This window comes from Thermoleptolyngbya sp. PKUAC-SCTB121, from assembly GCF_016919485.1.
In the GTDB taxonomy this organism is placed as follows: domain Bacteria; phylum Cyanobacteriota; class Cyanobacteriia; order Elainellales; family Elainellaceae; genus Thermoleptolyngbya; species Thermoleptolyngbya sichuanensis.
The window spans coordinates 1,547,294-1,567,886 of the sequence record NZ_CP070366.1; the positions used below are offsets into that span (position 1 = coordinate 1,547,294).

Sequence of the window (20,593 nt, forward strand, 5' to 3'; positions counted from 1 at the left end):
CTGGACGGGCGCACGGCTGATTCACCGGAGCGATTCAGAGAATCTGCTGAGAACGATTTGCAACGCTTGTCCATCCTAGCGCGATCGCCCGTATTAGTACATAAGCTCGCCAACGCAACCATCCCCAAGGCATCCGCTGGATTAAGGGCCACCGTAAGATTGAACAGGTAGGGAGCAAATAGCGCGATACAAAACGGTTTGCCCCCATTCCAAGCGCTTCTTGGTTGGCAATAAGTTTGCAGAAACCCTAGAATTGCGGATGTAAAACATCATGAAGCGCAGACTATGGCGGTTAGTCTCACCCAAGGGGTGAATGCTCAGTCCTCAGGGGCACAGGATGCTGCATCGCTGCGGCAGGTGTTTCAAACGATTACAGCCGAAAGCTGTCCCCGGTTTTACAACTTTCATATGCACACGGTTTGCTCGGATGGCAAACTCCAGCCGGAGCAGCTCATGGAGCAGGCGATCGCCATTGGACTCTCCGGCCTAGCGATTACGGATCACCATTCCACGGGCGGCTATGTTCGAGCGCAGCGGTGGCTGAGCAGTCTCCAGTCAGCGTGGGTAGACGAGGCGGAGAATCCTGCGTCTAGGCCTCTGCCCCGGTTGTGGGCGGGCATGGAGGTTACGGCGGAACTGCTGGCGGACGAGGTGCATATCCTCTGCTATGCCTTTGACCCGGCGCATCCAAACTTGCACGTCTATCAGCAGGGGCAGTCGGTAGACGGCGACGCTCGACAGGCCGGGCGGGTCATTGCTGCGGTTCACCGGGCAGGCGGGCTGGCGGTGCTGGCCCACCCGGCACGATATAAGCGATCGCCCCACGAGTTGATCCCCGCTGCCGCCGACCTGGGGATTGACGGCATCGAAACCTACTATGCCTACAACAACCCCTCGCCGTGGCAGCCCAGCCCCCGCCAGACCGAAGAAGTGAGGCAACTGGGCGATCGCCTGGGTCTGCTGCATACCTGCGGCACCGACACCCACGGGCTAGACCTGTTGCAGCGGCTGTAGGGCGGGTTGGGCCGATTCTGTTCGAGCGGTTCGAGAAAATGGCAAAAAAAGACCTCTGGGCGGGGCGATCGCCATGCTTGGGAATGCATTCTCGTTTTGCTCAGTACATTGCGAGTACGCACATTGCTGGTACGTAAATTGCAAGTACATTGCAAGTACATTGCAAGTGCATTGCGAGTGCATTGCAGGTGCATGGCCGACTACGCCAACCCGCCAGAGATCCGTGAGCCTACTGCCATCCAGGAATAAATCTGGAACTAGCGTCACGCGCACTAGGTTACAAATAGAAACACTCCTTCTCAGGAAACACGGGCATCCACGCTAGGGCATAGCGCCGACCTGGGATGTCATCAGTCCTACCATGCCTGCACAGGCGATCGCCAAAAGCAACATAAATCCAAGGGATTGGCCCAGGTGCTTAGAAGTCTGCATGGGTGTTTTCTCCATTACATCATTAGAGAATGAAGATAACAGTCTCTTGAGGAGTGAAACGAAAGATGTCGCTAAATTAAAGAAAAGCAACATTTCGCAATCTTTAACTCAGTAAATTCCTCCAAGCTCCCCATCTCTCATTTCGTCAAGCCATGCTCCAGGGCATAGCGCACCAGTTCCGTGCGGCTATTGGTGCCCGTTTTGCTAAACAATCGGCTGACGTATTTCTCCACATTGCGGACGCTGGTATCGAGGCGACGAGCAATTTCTTTGTTCATCAGCCCTTCGGCAACCAGTTCCAGGACGCTCTGCTCGCGGGGCGTAAAGTCGAGGTGAATCGGGGCGGGAGTTTGGGCGATGGTTCCTTTTTGCGACAGCATGGCCCGCAGTTGGGCGATTTGCTCTTTGATGTCGGCCAGGTCGGTCTTTTCGTCGTCGCCACCCGCACGGGCGATCGCCGATCGACGCTCCAGCAGGCTGGATACGATGGCCACCAGTTCTTCTGGGTCAAACGGCTTGGGCAAATAGGCATCGCAGCCCGCGTTGTAGCCCTGAATTCGGTCGGAGGTCATGCCCCGTGCTGTCAAAAACACCACGGGCAGCGTCTCGAAGCGGGGATCTTCCCGCAGTTGCTTGAGAAACTGATAGCCATCGACCTGGGGCATCATGATGTCGGAAATGACCAGATCGGGTAACAGCTGCTGAACCTTTTCCCAGCCTTCGCGGGCGTTGCTGGCGACTTCTACAACAAAGCCGCTGTCTTCCAGATACGCCTGCACAGCCTGGCGCAATCCAGGTTCATCATCGACCAGCAGCAGCCGTCCGCTCATGGACGTTCCTCCCCTGTCTCAAGGTATATGCCTCGGTGGACTGAGGCACGATTGTCGTCATCCAAAACTTTAACAGGACTTACGCATTTCGCGCAGTTTCAGGAAATGGCAGGTCTTTTTGGCAGCCCCCATCGCCAACTGGCGGCTGGGCGGTTTGCACCCATTCCGCAAGCTGGCGACGGTTCAGCTTGCCCTGGGCGCTGCGGGGAATCCCGTCAGCGGCAATCCAGCGCTTGGGCTGTTTGAAGCGGCTGAGCTTGTCTTGCAGCGCAGCTTCCAGCCGTGTTGGAGAAACCTGGGAATTGGCGGGAACGTAGAGCGCCGTCACCACTTCCCCCCAGTGGCGATCGCCCACCCCCACCACCGCCACATCCTGCACCAGCCCCGTCGCCCGAATCGCCGCCTCTACCTCGGCGGGAAACACGTTTTCGCCGCCCGTGATAATCTTGTCGCTGCTGCGGCCAGCAATGTGCAGCCGTCCTGCCCCATCCAGCCAGCCCAGATCATCGGTCGCAAACTGGCCGCCAAAATCTGGCGCTCCCCAATAGCCCCGCGCCAGCGAAGCCGCCCGAATTTGAATTCGCCCCACTTCTCCCGCAGGCAGCGGCGTTCCGGCTGCGTCCACAATGTCCACCAGCGCATGGGGCAGCACCCGCCCGCAGCCCGGTTCCCCCGCTAGAAATTCCGCTGGCCGCTGGGTGGCAATTTGCGAGGCAGTTTCGGTCATGCCGTAGGTGGGGGCGAGGCGGAGGCCCTGCTGTCGTGCCTGGATGAGCAGGTCGTCCCAGGCCGGCGCACCGCCCAGCAGGATCGTGTGAACCCGTCGCAGCCAGTCTACGCCCGCTGGCGAGTCGAGCAGCCGCTGGAGCTGGGTGGGGACGAGGGAGAGGAAAAAACGGTCGGGGGCGATCGCCGGAAAGTCTCCCGCTTCCAGCGCCTTGAAGGAATGCAGCGCCAGTTGCCCACCCGACACCGCGCTCCGCAACGCCTGCATCAGCCCGCTGACGTGATACAGCGGTAGCACACAGCAGCAGTTCACCGGCCCGCTGGCGAGTTCTGGCTGAAAAAACTGGCGAAAGCCCCGGACAGCGGCAAGAAGCGTGTCTCCCGTATGGTGAGTAAAGCGAAGCTGTCCAGAGGAGCCGCCTGTAGGAATGAGGAGATCCGGAGGCTCTGCCGCCCTCCCTTTTTGTTCTTCGTTCTTCGTTCTTCCCTCACCCGCAGAAGTAGGGAGAGCCGGAGCCTGTACCGGATCAAGAAGGAGCACGGGATAGGGAGCGGTGGGGGTGAGAATGACCAAAGGGGACAGGTGGTGGTGGAGTTGATACCATTCCTGCACGCCCCAGGCGGGATTGCCGAGGGCGATCGCCCATCCCTCTAGGCACTCCGACAAAATTGCCGCACAAAGGCTGGCCAGAAAGTTCAGCGGGTCGGGTTCGGCAATCAGCAGCGTCGCCGGGGGGCGCGTTTCCCAGGGAGCTAGGGGGTGGGCGATGTGGCTCCGCAGCGCTGGGGTGATTCCCATAGAGATCGCTTCGCGAATCGCCGTCTGGCGGGTCTGAACCTGCTGGGCAAAGGCGGCAGGATCGATGCCAACCAGCCAGGGTCGATGCAGGCAGGCGGCTAGGCAATTGCGGAGGCAGTCAGAGTTTGCCATAGGGCGGCGGCGGAATCTTGCTCAAACGCAGGGTCGCAAAACCAGTGGGCCACGCCATACCCCAGAGCGCGATCGGGTCGGTTCCCCGAATTCTCTGGTTGCACCAGATGCGCCTGGATGTAGCGGCGGGCCACGGCAGTTTCCAGCGCAGACGACCAGACGATATCGACTGGGTGCTGCTGGCAAAAGGCGCGAAGCTGGCTGGGAAACCCGGCGATCGCTGCTTTAATCACCACCACCCCGCGCCACCCCCGCTGCCAGCAGGTGCGGAGCTGGGCCAGCGTGGCAACAGACTCATCCAGCGCCAGGGACGTGGGAAAGCGCTCGGCCAGCTTCAGCATCGCGTCAAACTGGGACGGTGCGAGGGGCTGCTCCAAAAATTCTACCTGGGGATGGACCGCGCATTGTTCCAACCAGCGGCAGGCCGTGTCCCAATCCAGCCCGCCGTTGGCATCCAGCCGCAGCCTTGCCCTGGGCGGAAGCTGCCCGACCAGTTCGGCAAATGCGGCCTGTTCGGCTGCCAACTCGCCCACACCGATTTTCTGCTTGAAGGTGCGGTGTCCCCGATCCCAAAGCGGCTTCCAGGCAGAAATTGCCCCCTCCCCCGCAGGCAGCAGGGCGCTGAGGTGGGGCGGCTCCCAGTCGGGCAGGTCAGACTTTCTGGGGTCATGCTGCATCAGCGAGTCCCAGGCAGATTCCAGCCCAAACTGGCCCGCTGGCAGCGTGGGGGCGATCGCCCGGATATCCGCCAGATCCAGGAATTCGGGAAGCGACTGGCAGAGGGCGATCGCCGCCTCCAGCGTTTCGCTGCCAAACCAGGGCAGGGGCGCAATCTCGCCGTACCCCGTCCGCCCCGCTGCGTCCGTCAGCTTCACCAAAATTCCCCGCCGCTCGCTCCAGACTCCGTGGGCAGTCATGAGCGGTCGTCGAAATGCCCGTCGATACTCCCGAAATTCTGCCCGCACGCCCATGATTGCACCCCGCCCGATCGTCCTGAGATATCGCCCTAGAGATATAGAAATTGTGAAGCGGCGGACGGCAAATTAAGGCAAATAAAAAGTTTTTGATTCGGTATAGAACGAGTGAACTATGATGTTAGCATCTAGTATAAATAAACTATTGCAGCCATGCCTACGGCCAAGCCACCCACCGCCAAACGGTCTACAGTCAGGCAATCCACCCGCCAGTCTATCCCCAAGCCGCTGACCGTCAAGCAGCAGCGATGCCTGGATTGGGTGACGGGATTCATCCAGCAGCAGGGCATTTCGCCAACCTATGAGGAAATTCGGGTCGGGCTGAGCTATCGCTCTAAAGACCCCGTGCGATCGCTCCTCAATGCTCTGTGCCACAAAGGCTACATTACCCGCAAGCCCCACAAAGCCCGCGCCATTCAGGTGGTTCAGTCGAGCCAGGTGAACGGGGCAAAAACCGGGCGACATCGCTCCGCACAGCCAGCGCCAACGCTCCAGCTTGTTCCCGCCGAGGCAATGGGCACGGGTTCGACCGTCGAGGCTGTGCCAGAGACATCCGCCACTTCTCCCTGGGCAGCGCTAGAGCAGGCTTCGCCCAAATCCAGGAGTCGGCGCAAGCTACCCCAGGGCATTCCCCTCCTAGGCGGCATCGCAGCCCACAGCCCCAAGACCACCTTTGTAGACGAGCCAGAAATTTATCTGCCGCTGGAACTGTTTCCTAACCTGGCGCGGCGATCGCCCTACGACTTGTCCCAGTTGTTTGCCCTGCGCGTTCAGGGCGACAGCATGATCGAATCCCACATTTTGGACGGCGACGTAATCTTGCTGCGGCGCAACCCAGACCCGGCTTCGCTGAAAAATGGGGCGATCGTTGCGGCCCGCGTAGGCGATGCAGCGACGCTGAAACACTACCTCCGATCGGAAACAACGGTAACACTCCAGCCCGCCAACGCCGCCTACCAGCCAACCGTGTTTGACGTGGAAGAAGTGGACGTACAGGGCGTGTATACCGGAATTTTGGTGCGCGGCGTGGTTTGAGGTCGGTTGATTTTGGATTTGCGGTTTTGGATAGCTCATCCAGCATTCATCGGGCTTTCAGCCATTTCATTCGCAGCGTTACTTCGGAGAGATATAGGGCTGGTAGCGCTGGAGTGCGGTTCAAGTTGGCAAGCTTGAAGCATGGAATAGCTGAGGTATGGCTGAGGTGTAGCTAAAAATCGCTGCGATGCGGCTCGAAACCCGTCCTAGAATCAGGATGATGTAATTGCGCGATTCCTGTAGGGATCGCCTCGCGAATTGCCCCTATGCTGACTCGATTCTTGCACGCGGCGCTGTTGGTGTCGGATTTGGACAAAGCAGAACAGTTCTATGGCACCGTGCTGGGATTGACCAAAATCGATCGACCCTTGAAATATCCCGGAGCCTGGTATCAGCTAGGCGAGGTGCAGATTCACCTGATGGCCGATCCGCGCACTCAGGTCTCGCTGACGGAGGCGGAAAAGTGGGGCTGGAATCCCCATTTGGCGATCGCCACTCCTGACCTGGATGCCATGAAAACGCGGCTGGTTGAACATGGCTATCCCGTGCAGATGAGCGCATCGGGTCGTCCCGCCCTGTTTACCCGCGACCCGGACGGCAACGTGCTGGAGATTGGGCAGGTCTAGGAGAGGCTAGGAGCGGAGTGACGGCGTAATGGGAGCGGACGGGGCGGGCTGGCAGGGGCGCTTGGAACTGGATTTTGTGGCGCGGGCGGGCGGAACGCAGCTTGGCCGCAGCTTTGTGCAGGCTCCGATGAAGGTGCAGCGGCCGTTCTTCCCAGAGGGCGATCGCGTCTGTCATGTGGTCACGCTGCACACGGCGGGTGGTGTGGTGGGGGGCGATCGCCTATCCGCGAAAATTCACCTGGCCCCCAAAGCCCATGCCCTTTGCACCACGGCCACCGCAGGCAAGATTTACCGCAGCAACGGCCAGGTCGCCGAGCAAGCAACCCACATCCACATTGCAGCAGGCGGCTATTTAGAATGGCTGCCCCAGGAAACCATCGTGTTCGACGGGGCTGACTATCGGCAGCGGCTGCGGGTAGATCTAGACGAAGACGCACTGTGGCTAGGCTGGGAGATGACTCGGCTGGGACGCACGGCGCGGGGCGAAGGGTTTGCTAGCGGCCAATGGCGATCGCACACCGAAGTCTGGAAAGACGGCAGACTGCTCTGGGTCGATCCGCAGCAGATCCTCGGCGGAGCTGCCCCGCTGAGCAGTCCCCACGGACTGAACCATTGCCCCGTCGTCGCCAGTTTCGCCATCCTCGGCCAGCCCGTTGCTCAACTTTCTGCCGATCTGCTCCCCCAAACCCGCCAATTCATCCCTACCGCAGCTTCCTCTAGCCCCCTCCCATTCCTCCAATACGCCGCTACCCGCCTCCAATCCGGCCTCCTCTACCGCTATCGCGGCCACTCCACCCTAGAGGCCCGCCGCTGGTTTATTCAGATCTGGCATCTGCTGCGGCCGGCGCTGGTCGATCGGCCCGGATATCTTCCCCGCGTCTGGTAATCGGGCATCTGGATAATCGAGCATCTGGATAATCGGGCAAACCAGGTGGGAATACTGCTGTTCATGAGGGTGTATCAAACAGCGAAAATTTATGAATGCAGCGGGCGGCGCAATGCTGTGCCTGGCCTACGGGCTGGGCCTGCTTTTGACCGGGGTTTCGGTGCAGGTATGGGGCATCTCAGCGGGGGCGATCGCCCTCCCTGGGTTGGGATTGCTGGCAGGGGCGATCGCGCCTCGCCTCTGGCGGACGGGGCCTTCCGCCACGGTCTGGATAATAGCAGGATGGGTCGGACTGTTGGCAGCGCTTTACTTTCAGGTGCGCCTGCCCAGACCTGCGGAAACTGACATTAGCGCTCTGCTGAGCAACCCCGACGCAGCAGCCGAGCAGACTAACTTAGCCGTAACGGTGCATGGCTTCATCGACACGCCGCCAAAGCAAACCCGCAGCGGCAAGCTCCAGCTAGAGCTAGTGCCGTTTCAGGTGCAGCAGATGGACGAGGCCAACCAACCCATTCGCGCTGCGGCGGTGTCTGGGCGGCTGTATGTAACGCTGCCGCTGAAGCTGAAGACCGGCCTGCATCCGGGGCAAATGCTCACGGTGTCGGGGTCGCTGTATCGCCCCAAGCCCGCCAGCAACCCCGGCGGCTTCGATTTCCGGCAATACTTGGCACAGCGCGGTATGTTTGCAGGACTGGCGGGTAAAACCGTTGATTTTCCGGCAACAGAGGGGCGGTTTCGGGAACAGTGGATGTGGAGGCGATCGCTCTCTTCCCGGCTTCAGCAAGCGCTGTGGCAGGTGCGGCAGCGCATCGTGCGATCGCAGGCAGCGGGTCTAACCGTGAAAGCTGCCCCCAAAAAACCTAAAGAACCTAAAGAACCTGACGAGCGACCGGCGGCCCTGGTCAGCGCTATGCTGTTGGGCAAGGGGGCCGTAGACGTACCCTTTGACCTGCGCGACAGCTTTGCCAATGCGGGATTGGCCCACGCGCTGGCGGCATCGGGCTTTCAGGTATCGCTGCTGATCGGTATTTTGCTCAGCCTGACGCGATCGCTCCCGTCCCAGATCAGCTTTGCGCTCTCGGCGGCGGCGCTGCTGGGCTATATCGGCCTAACGGGGCTGGAGCCGTCGGTGGCGCGGGCGGGCGTGATGGGTCTGGCGGTGCTGGTGGCGATCACGCTGGGGCGCAAGGTCAACCCGCTCCACTCGCTGCTGCTGGCGGCGACGCTGCTGCTGCTGGTGAATCCGATCTGGATTTGGTTCTTCAGCGCCTCGGCTCACCGACAAGGCGCGGATGATCTTAGGGCGCGTTTTAAAGCCCTTCGATCCCCCCTAGCCCCCCTTAAAAAGGGGGGAACCGAGCCGAACCACTCCAGAAGTCCCCCTTAATAAGGGGGATTTAGGGGGATCGCCCCCCTCAGCACCTCTAAAAAGGGAGAGCCTGGTCGAACCACTCTGGAAGTCCCCCTTTTTAAGGGGGATTCAGGGGGATCGACTCAAGGCAATCAACGACCTAGAAAGTTTTAAGACACTGCCTAGCGAATATATTCCTTCAGCACGCTGTTGCGGTTGGGGTGACGCAGCTTGCGGAGGGCCTTTGCCTCGATCTGACGAATCCGCTCACGGGTTACGTTGAAGATCTGCCCGATCTCTTCCAGCGTCTTCATGCGACCGTCATCCAAGCCGTAGCGCAGACGCAGCACGTCACGCTCACGCGGGCTGAGGGTACTTAGCACACCTTCCAAATCTTCCCGCAGCAGGCTCTTGGAAACCTGATCTTCAGGCGTTTCGCCGTCCGATTCGATAAAGTCACCCAAGCGAGAATCTTCCTCTTTACCAATCGGCGTTTCCAGCGAAATCGGCAGTTGAGCAGACTTAGCAATGAACCGCAGCTTCTCGATGGTCATTTCCATACGAGTAGCGATTTCTTCTTCAGTTGGCTTGCGGCCCATTTCCTGAGACAGCAGCTTGGTTGTCTTCTTGATGCGAGAAATCGTTTCGTAGAGGTGAACCGGAAGGCGGATGGTGCGAGACTGGTCGGCGATCGCCCGCGTAATGGCCTGACGAATCCACCAGGTGGCGTAGGTCGAGAACTTATAGCCCTTTTCGTGGTCAAACTTTTCAGCCGCCCGAATCAGACCCAAACTGCCTTCCTGAATCAAGTCCTGGAAAGACAGGCCCCGGTTCATATACTTCTTGGCGATGGACACCACCAGTCGCAGGTTGGACTGCACCATCTTGTCCTTAGCACGCCGTCCAACGTGAAGACGATGACGGAATGCAGGCAACTCCATCTCAACAGCACTTGCCCACTCGGCGTGCTTGGGTTCGCGGGCCAAGTCCTGCACTAGCCGCTCCCGAACGCGCTCTAGCTCCAGCAAATCTGCAATCTTCCGAGCTAGCTCAATCTCCTCATCAGCCCGCAGCAGGCGAATGCGGCCAATTTCTTGAAGATAGAGACGAATGGAGTCTTCGGTGTAGTGCTTCTTCTTGACTTGAGTTCGGCGGCGAGAGCGGCCCTTTGCTGGCTTCTCGTCGTCTTCCTCAGCTTCATCTTCCGGCTGGATATCAAAGACATCCTCACGCCCGTCGTCACCCTCATCGACGAATTCAAAATCAGTCTCGGTTGGGTCAACAGTTTCGAGTACGTCATTCGCCTGGGTCATGCCGCGCTCCTCATGCTCCTTATGTCAAAGGTCAAAAAAACTGGTCAAGCCAGAAGGTAATGAATGAAATGAAATAGTGACGGTTTCTAGACAAACTAGCAATCCATCTAGACCTAAGCAATGGAGGAAACCGAGGGAGAAGGCCAATGAATTCCAGATTCTGCTGCCCTACGGCACGCGCCTTTCCCAAACCTGCCCATTCCCAATTTGCCTTAGTTGAGGCTTAGCAACAAACTCAGGAATCTTAAGCTGCAAGACTTGAGTTGCAAGACTTTAACTGCAAGACTCCCTGATTGTAGCCTTTCTCACAAAACTTGTACGCCTCAACCCCACTTTGGTCATAGAAACCTGATAAGCCCCACCCAAGGGTGTTGCTAAAGTCTGATTCAGAAACTTGGATATTCCGAATCAGATCAATACTCTAGCCATAGATGGCGGAATGTGCCAGATATGTTTTGAATTTTCCTCAGGGGTGACTCCAGCGTAACGAGCTTTACCGTTTGAACCGGCCGGGGAAAAAGCGTAACCTGCTCCGCCAATGTGCGGAATTGGGATCTGGCACTCCGGATGACGGAAAGCACGGCTGAAAACAGATTAGGGGAATTCTGTTTCCTTTTTGGAAATACTTTCTGCTCCGCCAAGGGCTGGATCTGCTGACGTGGCTCAGGGAAAGGCGATCGCCCCTCCACCCGTCTGCATCAGCCGAATTGGAGTGCCTGCGAGAATCCGGGTTTGTCCCACAGGCACCTGTGCCAGGGCGTTGGTCTGGGCCAGATTGATGAGATTTCCAGAACTAAAGCTGCCAGGTGATTGGGAAAACTCATGACCTTCTTCTGTCACACGCAGCGTCCCCCAGAGATAGGTTTCGCGCTTACCATCTGCGTTCAAGTCGTGAGGCGATCGCCCCCAGATCCACGCCGGCCCCCAACCTGCCGACAGCCCCGCCCGTTTCCGCAGTGCAGGCAGCACAAACCGCCAAAAGGTGACCAGCGCAGACACCGGATTCCCCGGCAAGCCAAAGTAGGCCGTCGGAGGATGGGATTGGGAAGCTTTAAACGTTGCAAAAGTGAGGGGCTTGCCGGGTTTGATGGCGATCGCCCGGATGTGGATCTTGGCTCCGAGAGCTTCTAGCAGGCGATCCACATAGTCATAGTCGCCCACCGACACGCCGCCGGAAGACAGCACCACATCGGCCGTGGACACCGCCTGGGCGATCGCCGTTTGCAAAGCGTCTGGCTGGTCGGGCACGATCCCCAGCATCAGCGGTTCGGCTCCGGCTTCGGCCACCAGCGCCGCCAGCGCATACTGGTTGGAATCGACAATTTGCCCCGGACGGAGTGGCTGGTCGGGCGACACCAGTTCGTCACCCGTAGACAAAATGGCCACCCGTAGCCGTCGATAGACCGGAATCGTTACACACTGGGCCGCCGCCAGCACGGCGATTTCTGCTGCCCCCAGCCGAACTCCCGCAGGCAAGAGGCGATCGCCCGCCCGATAAAACTCGCCCCGACGGCGAACAAACTGCTGCTGTGTGGGTGCAGAGAGAATGTAGACGCGATCGCCCTCTCGCTGCGTTTCTTCCTGCATCACCACTGCATCTGCTCCCGGCGGCATCATGGCCCCGGTCAAAATTCGCGCCGCTTGCCCCGGCTGGATAGTCTGCTGTGGCTGATATCCTGCTGGGATCTCCTCCACCACCGTCAGAGCAGTTGGCGCATCAGGGCAACTGGTGGCCACATCTGCCTGCCGCACGGCATAGCCATCCATTGCCGAATTGTCCCAATGGGGAAAATCAAGCTGGCTGCTGACGGGTTGCGCCAGAATGCGCCCTGCTGCGGCCGATAGCAGCACCCACTCTAGGTCATCTTGAGGATTTAGAGGGTGCGTCAGGCTGAGAATTCGTGTTTCGGCTTCGAGGACAGGCAGCATGAAGATTGAGGGAGGTGCAGGTTTAGGGTTCCAGGTTTGGTAAACCCGGTGATGCTTAAGCTACACCATTTACCAGCACGCCGAGGACAGGTCAGGTTCGGCAAATTCTGGGTTCGGCTCTCAAAAATTCTTGTCCGGTTCTCGCTAAAGAGTTGTCGATCTTGCCCTTGATATGAAAAAATAAGGGTTTGTGTTTAATTACTGACTCAGCAGGACTGGACTCGCTATGGCTAAGGGCGTTCGTGTCATTATTACGCTGGAGTGTACTGAGTGCCGCACCAATCCGGACAAGCGATCGCCCGGAGTGTCACGCTACACCACCACTAAGAACCGTCGGAACACCACCAATCGGATCGAGCTGAATAAGTTTTGTCCGCATTGCAACAAGCACACGGTTCACAAAGAGATTAAGTAGTCTCCCTCTCTTCTATTTACTATCTACAACTCCGAATCCCAATTCCTATGACCTACTACCGCCGTCGCGTGTCTCCCATCAAGCCCGGAGATCCCATCGACTATAAAGATGTAGAACTGCTGCGTAAGTTCATCACCGAGCGCGGCAAGATTTTGCCCCGTCGCATCACCGGGCTAACGGCAAAGCAACAGCGCGACCTCACTCAGTCCATCAAGCGGGCCCGGCTGCTGGCGCTGCTGCCGTTTGTGAACCAGGAAGGCTAGGCGTTTCGGCTTTGGGCGATCGCCCTCAAGCTATGTCATTGAGGCTATGTCATTGAGGCCTGACTGGGGCTGCCCAGGATACTTTCCCGTAGACACTGGATCGCACCTTAACATCGTCATCCCCTGATTCCACGGCGCTATGGACAAGGGAACATTAGTTGAATTTCGGCCGAGCAGCGAGGGCGGAGCGGGGGCTACTCGTCCGCGTCGCTTGGCTGTGGTCGATCGCCCGGAGGGAAAAAAGCTGTGGGTGGTGATCGATGAACGAGGCCAGGCTCATACGCTGCATCCCCGCGACATCACTTACACCGTTGCGAATCAAACCTATAAGCCGTCTGAAATTAGCGCCTTTCTGAAAGAGGTGCAGCCCTACCTTGATCCCGACAGCCTGGAAGTGGCGTGGGAATTGCTGATAGAGGATGGGGAAACGGTTGACCCAGCGGGAATGGCGCGGCTGCTGTTTTCCGATGACAGCCCCCCCTTGCAGTATGCTGCCCACTGTCTGCTGTCGGACGATCGCCTCTATTTCAAGCAGAAGGGCGATCGCTACGAGCCGCGTCCCGCAGCGCAGGTAAAGGAACTCAAGCATCAGCTTTCGGTCACGCTCCAGCGGCAGCAGGAGTGGGAAGGTTTTTTGGCAAGATTGCGCCAGGTTTTGGCGGGCGAATCGCTGGAATGGGCAGCGGGCGATCGCCCCTGGCTAGAAGCCTTGGAGCGGTTTGCTACGCTAGGAGAAGAAGCCAGCCACCGTACCCCGGCGCTGGAGGTTTTATCGGCGCTGGGTCGTCCTGAAACACCGGAAGAAGCCTTTCAGCTTTTGGTGGATCTGCGGCTCTGGCATCCTCACGAGAATTTGTTTCTGCGGCGCAGCCAGATTCCGATCCAGTTCCCTAGCCGAGTCCTTGAAGTGGCCCAACGCTGTCTTATTGACCCGCCCGCCGACTCTAGCCGCGATCGCCTAGACCTGACTCACCTCAAGGTCTATACCATTGACGACGAAAGCACGCGGGAAATCGACGATGGTCTGAGCGTCGAGTTTTTGCCCGACGGGCAGCACCGCATCTGGGTTCACATTGCCGACCCTAGCCGCTGGCTCACACCTGGCGACGCGCTCGATTTGGAAGCGCGGCGGCGCTGCATTACGCTGTATTTGCCGACGGGTATGACCCCCATGTTTCCGCCAGAACTGGCCACCGGGCCGATGAGCTTGGTGCAGGGGCAGTTGTGTCATGCCTTTAGCTTTGGGGTGTTGGTGGATGCGGATGGCGCAATCCAGTCCTACGAGATGCACCCGACGCTCATCAAGCCCACCTATCGCCTGACCTACGACGACGTAGATGAGATGCTGCAACTGGGCATCCAGGCAGAGCCGGAGCTAGAAATTTTGTTTCAAACGGCAAGTCAGCGGCAGCGCTGGCGGATGCAGCAGGGCGCGATCAGCATTCAAATGCCAGAATCGTCCATCAAAGTGACCGAAGACGACGAAATTCGGATTGACGTGTTTGAAGAATCCGCTTCTCGAATTCTGGTGTCAGAAATGATGATCCTGGCGGGCGAGGTGGCTGGGCGCTATGGCGAGGCGCATGGCCTGCCGCTGCCGTTTCGGGGGCAGGAACAGCCCGAACTCCCGCCTGAAGAGGAATTAATGCTGTTGCCACCAGGGCCAGTGCGGGGCTGTGCGGTTCGTCGCTGCATGAAGCGCAGTGAAATGGGCGTGACTCCGATCCGCCACGCGGGTCTGGGGCTGGATGTCTATGTGCAGGTGACGTCGCCAATTCGCCGCTACGCCGACTTGCTGGCTCACTTTCAGATCAAGGCGCATTTGCAGGGCGATCCGCTGCCCTTTTCGCCAGAGGAAATGACGGAACTGCTGCAAGGCATCGGCTCCACGACTTACGAAATGGTGCAGGTCGAGCGCCAGACAAATCGTTACTGGAGCCTGGAATACCTGCGGCGCAATGCAAACGAAGTCTGGCCGGCGCTGGTGCTGCGCTGGCTGCGGGAGCATGAAAACTTTGGGCTGGTGCTGCTAGAAGATTTGGGACTGGAGATGGCGATGCGCTTTAGCCGAACCGTGGAAGTGGGCGATCGCCTCGATGTGAAAGTGTCCTATGTCGATCCGCGCCGCGACCTGATCCAGTTCGTGGAAATCGATCAGGCCGTTCCCCAGGCTGCCTCTTGATTTCCTAGGCGAAAGAATGGCTCAAATTCGCAGCAGGGTTTGGTTATCAATTGGGCAATAGTTTCCGCTGGCATCCAATGCGCTAAAGCGGTGGAGAAACTGACAAACCGCAGGCGGCAGGTGGTGAAAGTCGAACCAGGCATCGCCTTGAGCAATGTCTGCCCAGAAATGGCGCAGGTGGGGGGCGATTGCCCTGGCTTCGGCATCGGCTAGCGCTAAGGGCGGCAGCGTCAGCAGGCGATGCATAAAAGAAAAAGAGCGATCGCCCATCCAGTTTCGCGAATAGGTCTGCAAGTCGTCCCAGCCAGATACAGCTTCGACGCGAGTCGTGTCTACCTCAATTTGCCAAAATCCCTGGTCGTTCTGAGTTGCCACCAGCACCCGATAGGGATGGGGATAGCTGACCAGCGAACCGGTGGTGATTTCGCAAAACTCTCGGTGCTGCGCCACGTCTTGCACATGCAGATGCCCCGTGAAAATCAGCCGCACTCCCGCAGGCTCTAAGATCCCCAACAAATCAGCCGCATTTTGCAGCATATAGCGCTGGCCCATCCCGTGGCGAGCCTGGCCCGGCAAATGCTCCAGCACGTTGTGATGCACCATTACCAGCACCAGATCATCGCCCACTGTGTCCAGCGTTTCTGCCAGCCAGCGCAACTGTGCCTCATCCAGCCAGCCCGTTGGTAGCTGTACACCGTTTTCATCAAAGGCGATCGAGTTCAGCCCAATCAGCCGTACTCCCGGCAAAATCTCGCGGGCGTAATAGGGGCGATCGCCCGTGTACCCAAACGGCTGATAAAGCTGAGGAAAATCAGACAGCCCAATCGCCCGTTTCTCCGCATCCCGCGCAATGATGTCGTGGTTTCCCGGCACGACGTAAACCGGATAGGGCAATTGCCCCAGCCGCTGCACAAGCCACTGGTGGTTTTCCCATTCCCCATGCTGGGTTAGATCACCCGGCAGCAGCAAAAAATCCAGATCGGCTGTTGCCAGCGCTGCCAAAACTTGCTCCAGCGCCGGAACGCTGACTTCCACCAGATGAAACCGATGGGGATTGTCCCAAATGGTGTGGGGCAGCGCGATATGGGGATCGCTGATGACAGCAAAGCGAAAGCGAGAGGCCATGGAGGAATCGGGAAAAAAGCGCAATCTTCCTTCCATCCTAATCGGGCAGGACTTCTGTCGTTGAATGATTTTCGATTGAAAATTTCCTGCCGAGGGATTTTTGCGCCCTATGCCTGCGAAAATTGATTCAACGGTTCAAATTTCAACGGTTCAGATTCAACTCCTAGACAGGCTGCTCTACGCGACAGTCGTTCTACGAAAGTAGTCCTGCACGATGGCTTCGATCCGCTCAGCGGCCCGCCCGTCCCCAAAAGGATTGACCGCATTGGCCATGGCACTGTAGGCATCGGCACTGCCTAGCAGGCTGGCGGCCGCCGCCAGGATATCATCCGGCCGCGTGCCAATTAGCCGCGCTGTTCCGGCAGTCACGGCTTCGGGGCGCTCGGTGGTTTCCCGCAGCACCAGCACCGGCTTGCCCAAACTGGGGGCCTCCTCCTGAATACCGCCGGAATCCGTCAGCAGCAAATAGCAGCGCTGGATCGCCCCCACCAGTTCTGCATAGTCTAGGGGTTCTGTCAGATAGACACGGGGATGCTCGCCCAGCAGCGCCGTCAGTGGTTCTCGCACGGTTGGGTTGCGGTGCAGCGGCAGCAGCAGCGCCGTGTCGGGAAATTTGTCCAGCACTGCCAGAAATCCCTGTGCAATGTCCTGGAGTGGCGCACCCCAGTTTTCTCGGCGATGCACCGTTGCCAGCAAGACGCGATAGTGATCCCAATTCAGATTGGGAACTGGACAGTCGGGATGGCGGGCGGCTACGGTCAGCAGCGCGTCGATCACAGTGTTGCCTGTTTTGTGAATCTCGCCCGTTACGCCCGACTGCTGGAGATGCTGCACGGCGAGTTCTGTGGGCGCAAAGTTAAGCTGGGCAATTTGGGAAATGAGGCGGCGGTTTGCTTCCTCCGGGAAGGGGTTAAATAAGTTGTCTGTGCGGAGTCCTGCTTCGACATGGCCCACTGGAATTTTTTGATAAAACGCTGCCAGAGCCGCCGCGAAGGCCGTTGTTGTGTCGCCCTGCACCAGCACCATTTGGGGATTGAGTTCGGCAAACAGCGCCTCTAGCCCGCGCAGGCTGAGACAGGTGATGTCGGTCAGGCTTTGCTGGGGCTGCATGATGGCAAGATCGCGATTGGCCGTCAGGTGAAACAACTGCATCACCTGATCCACCATTTCTCGGTGCTGCCCGGTCAGCACGACCTGGGTGTCAAAGGCGGGGTTGGCCCGAAACCGCTGAATCACCGGGGCCAGCTTGATGGCTTCGGGGCGAGTGCCAAGGATAATACAGATGCGGTGGGGCATTGGCGGGGTTGGGATTTGAAGACAGAGAACTTGAAGACAGAGAACTTGAAGGCAGAGAAATGGAGATGAAGCAGGAAGGACTAGGCGAAGACGACGGTGCGGTTGCCGTAGACAAGAACGCGGTTTTGCAGGTGATAGCGGACGGCGCGGGCGAGGACGATGCGTTCCAGGTCTTTGCCTTTGCGGATGAGGTCTGTGACTTGGTCGCGGTGGCTGACGCGCACCACGTCTTGCTCAATGATGGGGCCTTCGTCTAGGTCTTGGGTGACGTAGTGGGCTGTTGCGCCGATGATTTTTACGCCGCGTTCGTAGGCTCGCTGGTAGGGGTTGGCTCCGGCAAAGGCCGGCAGGAAGGAGTGATGAATGTTGATCACGCGGGGAAACTGGGCGATGAAATCGGCGCTTAAGACCTGCATGTATTTTGCCAGGACGACGAGATCGATGCGGTGGTGGCGCAGTAGCTCAAGCTGCTTGGCTTCTTGCTGGAGTTTGGTGTCGGGGGTGATGGGGATGAGGTGATAGTCGATGCCAAACTGCTGGGCGATCGCCCCCAGGTTCGGATGATTGCTGATGATTAGCGGGATCTCTGCGGCAAACTCGCCGGCCCGCTGTCGCCAGATTAGGTCAAACAGGCAGTGATCTTGTTTGCTGACCCAGATGGCAATGCGGGGCGTTTCATCGGAAAAATGCAGTTCCCACTGGGCATTGAGCGGTTGGGCGATCGCCTTCCAGGCCACGCCAATCACTTCTCGCGGCAGGTTGAAGCCATCCAGTTGCCACTCGATCCGCATGAGAAACAGCCCCGCGGAAGCATCCGTGTGCTGATCGGCATGGATGATGTTGCCGCCATTGGCATAGATAAAGTTGGCAACCTTGGCAACGAGACCAGGCTGGTCGGGGCAAGAAACCAGAAGGATAGCAGTGGGGTTGGTCATGAATCCCGCACTACTCTTCGACCGCCAGACGGGAGCTTGAAGAAAACCTCGCATCTGTTTCCAGTTCGTCTTCTAGCTCGTCGTCTTCTAGTTCGTCGTCTTCGTTGTCTTCTAGCTCGTCGTCTTCCAAGTCTTCGGGGAACACTACCGCGCCTGCACCGCCTTCACCCTCTTCGTCGATCATATTGGGGCTGATCAGCGTAATATCGAACTCGTCAGGCGGCACAGTTGCCACATTCTCGCGCTTCAGCATGTAGTAGATAGCTTGAACCTGGGGTCCAAACACCACCTTGTCCTGATTTTCGAGGTCGTGAGCAGCAAGCTTTTTGCCATTGATGAGTAGTCCATTGGCGCTAGGCTTACTCCTACCATTACCGTCTACGATGCGATAGTAGTAGCCACCTTGGTCATCCGTCATGCGAACCAGCGTGGCGTGATGTCTCGAAACAAAGGGAGAAACTAGCCGAATGTCGCAGGCTGGGTCTCGACCAACGGAATAACGATCGCCCTCTAGTGCGTACTCTCGCCGTCCCTTATTGTCTTCGATGATGATCAGGTGATTGGGGTGCGATGCTGACATGCAACGATGACTCGCTCAACAATGGAAAACAAAATGGAAAACAAAACGAACCTGCAAAGGCGTAACAAACCTGTTAATTATCTACAACTTTCTTAAAGCTAGTGTGCTAGACAAGACGCTGCGAAACCCTTGCTCTCTTGAGGACATCGCGCACCTAACTGTGTAAGAGAGTGCCGTAATAACAGAGCGGTAGAAGCAACCTACAGACAAGCTGGCCAAACGCTGTAGCCACAAGTCTGGCGATCGCACGTTTCCGTTAGACAACCCGTATCAACAGACTAATATAGCAACACCTGCGGCGATCGCCATACTCATTACGCCACAGGAGAGTCTGCGGTTTTCTGAGCGATGCTGCGGGATGCTGCTAAATCAGGGATAGTGAACCCGTATGTTTCTATTGGTTACGATTTTTTTTAACCGTTTCGGTCTTCATTGAGCGAAGTGGCGATCGCAGGCAGCGGCAGCCCCGGCGGATACACGCCTTCCTCTTTAATGCGAGTGATCAGCGCATCGGGCACAGGCACATTCAACTGCTTGGCTACTGCTCGCACAATGTCGCCCCGATCTAGCACGCCTGCCACTGCTCCGGCCGGAGAGAGGACTGTAATCCGCTTCAAAGTCTCGGTTTCCAGTTTGCTGATAGCATCTGACAGGGGCGATGCTTCTGCAACGCTAGGGATTTCTGTAAGCGGATGAGCTATCTCTTGAAGCGTCTGATTCCACTGGCTGCGCTCGATCTGCTGCACATCTTCGACCAAGACCTGACCCCGATAGCGCCCCTCCGACGCAGCATAGAAAGCCGGTGGATAGGCTTCCTCCTGCTGCACATAATCGCTGATAAAGCGTTCCAGGCTGAGGTCGGCATCGACCACGCGAAACTCGTGGGTCATCGCGTCCGCCGCCGTCAGCTTGCCCACAGCCTCCTGCACATCCGAAACGCGGCTGTAGGCGCGGGCATTGCTCAAAATAAACCAGGCGATTAGCCCCAGCCAGATGGCGTTAATGCTGCCTGCGGGAGACTGGATGTAGGCCATTACCGCCAGCGCAATGCCAAACCAGCCCAGCGCCTGTCCCGATCGGGCGGCCCAGCGCATTCCCTGGATGCGGCTGCCCGTCAGCTTCCATACCGCCGCCTTCAGCACTTGCCCACCATCCAGCGGCAGACCCGGAATCAGGTTAAACAGCGCCAGCACCAGGTTGATGGCAGAAAGCCGTGTGGCAATGAGGTGCAGGGGGGTATCCGTGGGAAGTACTTGGGCTGCCCCAGCCAGCAGCAGAAATAGCGCGAAGCTGACGGCTGGCCCGGCGATCGCCACCTGAAACATCTGCCCTGGTGTTTTGGATTCCCGGTCGATGGACGCAATGCCGCCAAAGAGAAACAGCGTGATGGAGTTGACCCCGATGCCCTGCGATCGCGCCGTCAGGCTATGGCCCAACTCATGCAGCAGCACCGACCCAAACAGCGCCAGCGCCAGCCCAAGTCCCGTAATCCAGGCAACACCCGCTGGATAGCCTGGGCTTTGCTGCAACATCAGGCTGTTGGAATAGGTAAACAGCCCCAAGATCAGGAACCATGAGGAGTCAACCAGCAGTGGAATGCCAAAAATCGAGCCAACTCGCCAACCTGCCCTCATCTGCCCTCCTGGCTGCATTGGGGCGGCAAAACCCACCGCCTGATAAGACATTGCCTGGGAGACCGTTAACGCTGATAGCAGGGGATGGGAGTGAAGACTCCGCAGCACTTGTGCGA

General features: G+C 58.2%; 18 protein-coding genes. 8 read left to right on the forward strand and 10 right to left on the reverse strand.

Translation table 11 applies throughout. The annotated features are described in order from the left end of the window. Positions 1-285 precede the first annotated feature (285 nt). Complete coding sequence (locus JTM80_RS06495; protein WP_172354388.1) at positions 286-1,014, forward strand: PHP domain-containing protein; 729 nt, start codon at positions 286-288, stop codon at positions 1,012-1,014. Positions 1,015-1,583: 569 nt separating this feature from the next. Here the strand turns inward: JTM80_RS06495 and JTM80_RS06500 are convergent. The 3 genes from JTM80_RS06500 to JTM80_RS06510 all read right to left on the reverse strand — a co-directional run bounded on the left by JTM80_RS06500 (position 1,584) and on the right by JTM80_RS06510 (position 4,904). After that, positions 1,584-2,276, reverse strand: a complete 693-nt coding sequence (locus JTM80_RS06500; RefSeq protein ID WP_172354390.1) for a response regulator transcription factor — start codon at positions 2,274-2,276, stop codon at positions 1,584-1,586. A gap of 79 nt (positions 2,277-2,355) precedes the next feature. Further along, positions 2,356-3,933: an AMP-binding protein gene (locus JTM80_RS06505; RefSeq protein WP_205370811.1), complete on the reverse strand. Its 1,578-nt coding sequence runs from the start codon at positions 3,931-3,933 to the stop codon at positions 2,356-2,358. After that, the gene (locus JTM80_RS06510) at positions 3,900-4,904 is read right to left on the reverse strand and encodes an o-succinylbenzoate synthase (protein ID WP_172354394.1); all 1,005 of its coding nucleotides are present in this window, start codon (positions 4,902-4,904) and stop codon (positions 3,900-3,902) included. The genes JTM80_RS06505 and JTM80_RS06510 overlap by 34 nt, the downstream gene beginning before the upstream one ends. 156 nt (positions 4,905-5,060) lie before the next feature. Here JTM80_RS06510 and lexA point away from each other — a divergent pair, with 156 nt between their 5' ends. From lexA to JTM80_RS06530, 4 genes are all read left to right on the forward strand, one after another. Further along, positions 5,061-5,942: a transcriptional repressor LexA gene (lexA, locus tag JTM80_RS06515; RefSeq protein WP_172354396.1), complete on the forward strand. Its 882-nt coding sequence runs from the start codon at positions 5,061-5,063 to the stop codon at positions 5,940-5,942. A 266-nt stretch (positions 5,943-6,208) separates the two neighbouring features. Next, positions 6,209-6,568 carry a VOC family protein gene (locus JTM80_RS06520; protein WP_172354398.1) on the forward strand — a complete coding sequence of 120 codons (360 nt, stop codon included), beginning with the start codon at positions 6,209-6,211 and terminating at the stop codon, positions 6,566-6,568. A 28-nt stretch (positions 6,569-6,596) separates the two neighbouring features. Beyond that, positions 6,597-7,454 carry an urease accessory protein UreD gene (locus JTM80_RS06525; RefSeq protein WP_172354400.1) on the forward strand — a complete coding sequence of 286 codons (858 nt, stop codon included), beginning with the start codon at positions 6,597-6,599 and terminating at the stop codon, positions 7,452-7,454. Between the two features lie 91 nt (positions 7,455-7,545). Continuing rightward, positions 7,546-8,841, forward strand: coding sequence for a ComEC/Rec2 family competence protein (locus JTM80_RS06530; RefSeq protein WP_205370812.1), 1,296 nt, complete (start codon positions 7,546-7,548; stop codon positions 8,839-8,841). 146 nt (positions 8,842-8,987) lie between these two features. Here the strand turns inward: JTM80_RS06530 and rpoD are convergent, their stop codons facing one another. Together rpoD and glp are read right to left on the reverse strand one after the other, a co-directional pair. Beyond that, entirely contained in the window at positions 8,988-10,118 is a 1,131-nt protein-coding gene (gene rpoD / locus JTM80_RS06535) for an RNA polymerase sigma factor RpoD (protein WP_172353334.1), read from the reverse strand. Between the two features lie 663 nt (positions 10,119-10,781). After that, positions 10,782-12,047, reverse strand: coding sequence for a gephyrin-like molybdotransferase Glp (glp, locus tag JTM80_RS06540; RefSeq protein ID WP_172353333.1), 1,266 nt, complete (start codon positions 12,045-12,047; stop codon positions 10,782-10,784). 226 nt (positions 12,048-12,273) lie between these two features. Here glp and rpmG point away from each other — a divergent pair, with 226 nt between their 5' ends. The 3 genes from rpmG (at position 12,274) to JTM80_RS06555 (ending at position 14,907) form a co-directional block, all read left to right on the forward strand. Further along, entirely contained in the window at positions 12,274-12,462 is a 189-nt protein-coding gene (gene rpmG, locus JTM80_RS06545; RefSeq protein ID WP_172353332.1) for a 50S ribosomal protein L33, read from the forward strand. Between the two features lie 47 nt (positions 12,463-12,509). Then, positions 12,510-12,725 carry a 30S ribosomal protein S18 gene (rpsR, locus tag JTM80_RS06550; protein WP_068508773.1) on the forward strand — a complete coding sequence of 72 codons (216 nt, stop codon included), beginning with the start codon at positions 12,510-12,512 and terminating at the stop codon, positions 12,723-12,725. A 139-nt stretch (positions 12,726-12,864) separates the two neighbouring features. Further along, entirely contained in the window at positions 12,865-14,907 is a 2,043-nt protein-coding gene (locus tag JTM80_RS06555; protein WP_172353331.1) for a ribonuclease catalytic domain-containing protein, read from the forward strand. 21 nt (positions 14,908-14,928) lie between these two features. On the opposite strand, the gene JTM80_RS06560 is transcribed toward JTM80_RS06555, so the two are convergent. From JTM80_RS06560 to JTM80_RS06580, 5 genes are all read right to left on the reverse strand, one after another. Further along, the gene (locus JTM80_RS06560) at positions 14,929-16,032 is read right to left on the reverse strand and encodes a metallophosphoesterase (protein ID WP_172353330.1); all 1,104 of its coding nucleotides are present in this window, start codon (positions 16,030-16,032) and stop codon (positions 14,929-14,931) included. Between the two features lie 177 nt (positions 16,033-16,209). Then, the gene (gene wecB, locus JTM80_RS06565) at positions 16,210-17,328 is read right to left on the reverse strand and encodes a non-hydrolyzing UDP-N-acetylglucosamine 2-epimerase (protein ID WP_172353329.1); all 1,119 of its coding nucleotides are present in this window, start codon (positions 17,326-17,328) and stop codon (positions 16,210-16,212) included. An 80-nt stretch (positions 17,329-17,408) separates the two neighbouring features. After that, entirely contained in the window at positions 17,409-18,263 is an 855-nt protein-coding gene (purU, locus tag JTM80_RS06570) for a formyltetrahydrofolate deformylase (protein WP_205370813.1), read from the reverse strand. A 10-nt stretch (positions 18,264-18,273) separates the two neighbouring features. After that, positions 18,274-18,843: an FHA domain-containing protein gene (locus JTM80_RS06575; RefSeq protein WP_172353327.1), complete on the reverse strand. Its 570-nt coding sequence runs from the start codon at positions 18,841-18,843 to the stop codon at positions 18,274-18,276. Between the two features lie 413 nt (positions 18,844-19,256). Beyond that, positions 19,257-20,477, reverse strand: a complete 1,221-nt coding sequence (locus tag JTM80_RS06580) for a site-2 protease family protein (RefSeq protein WP_172358704.1) — start codon at positions 20,475-20,477, stop codon at positions 19,257-19,259. Between the last annotated feature and the right edge of the window lie 116 nt (positions 20,478-20,593).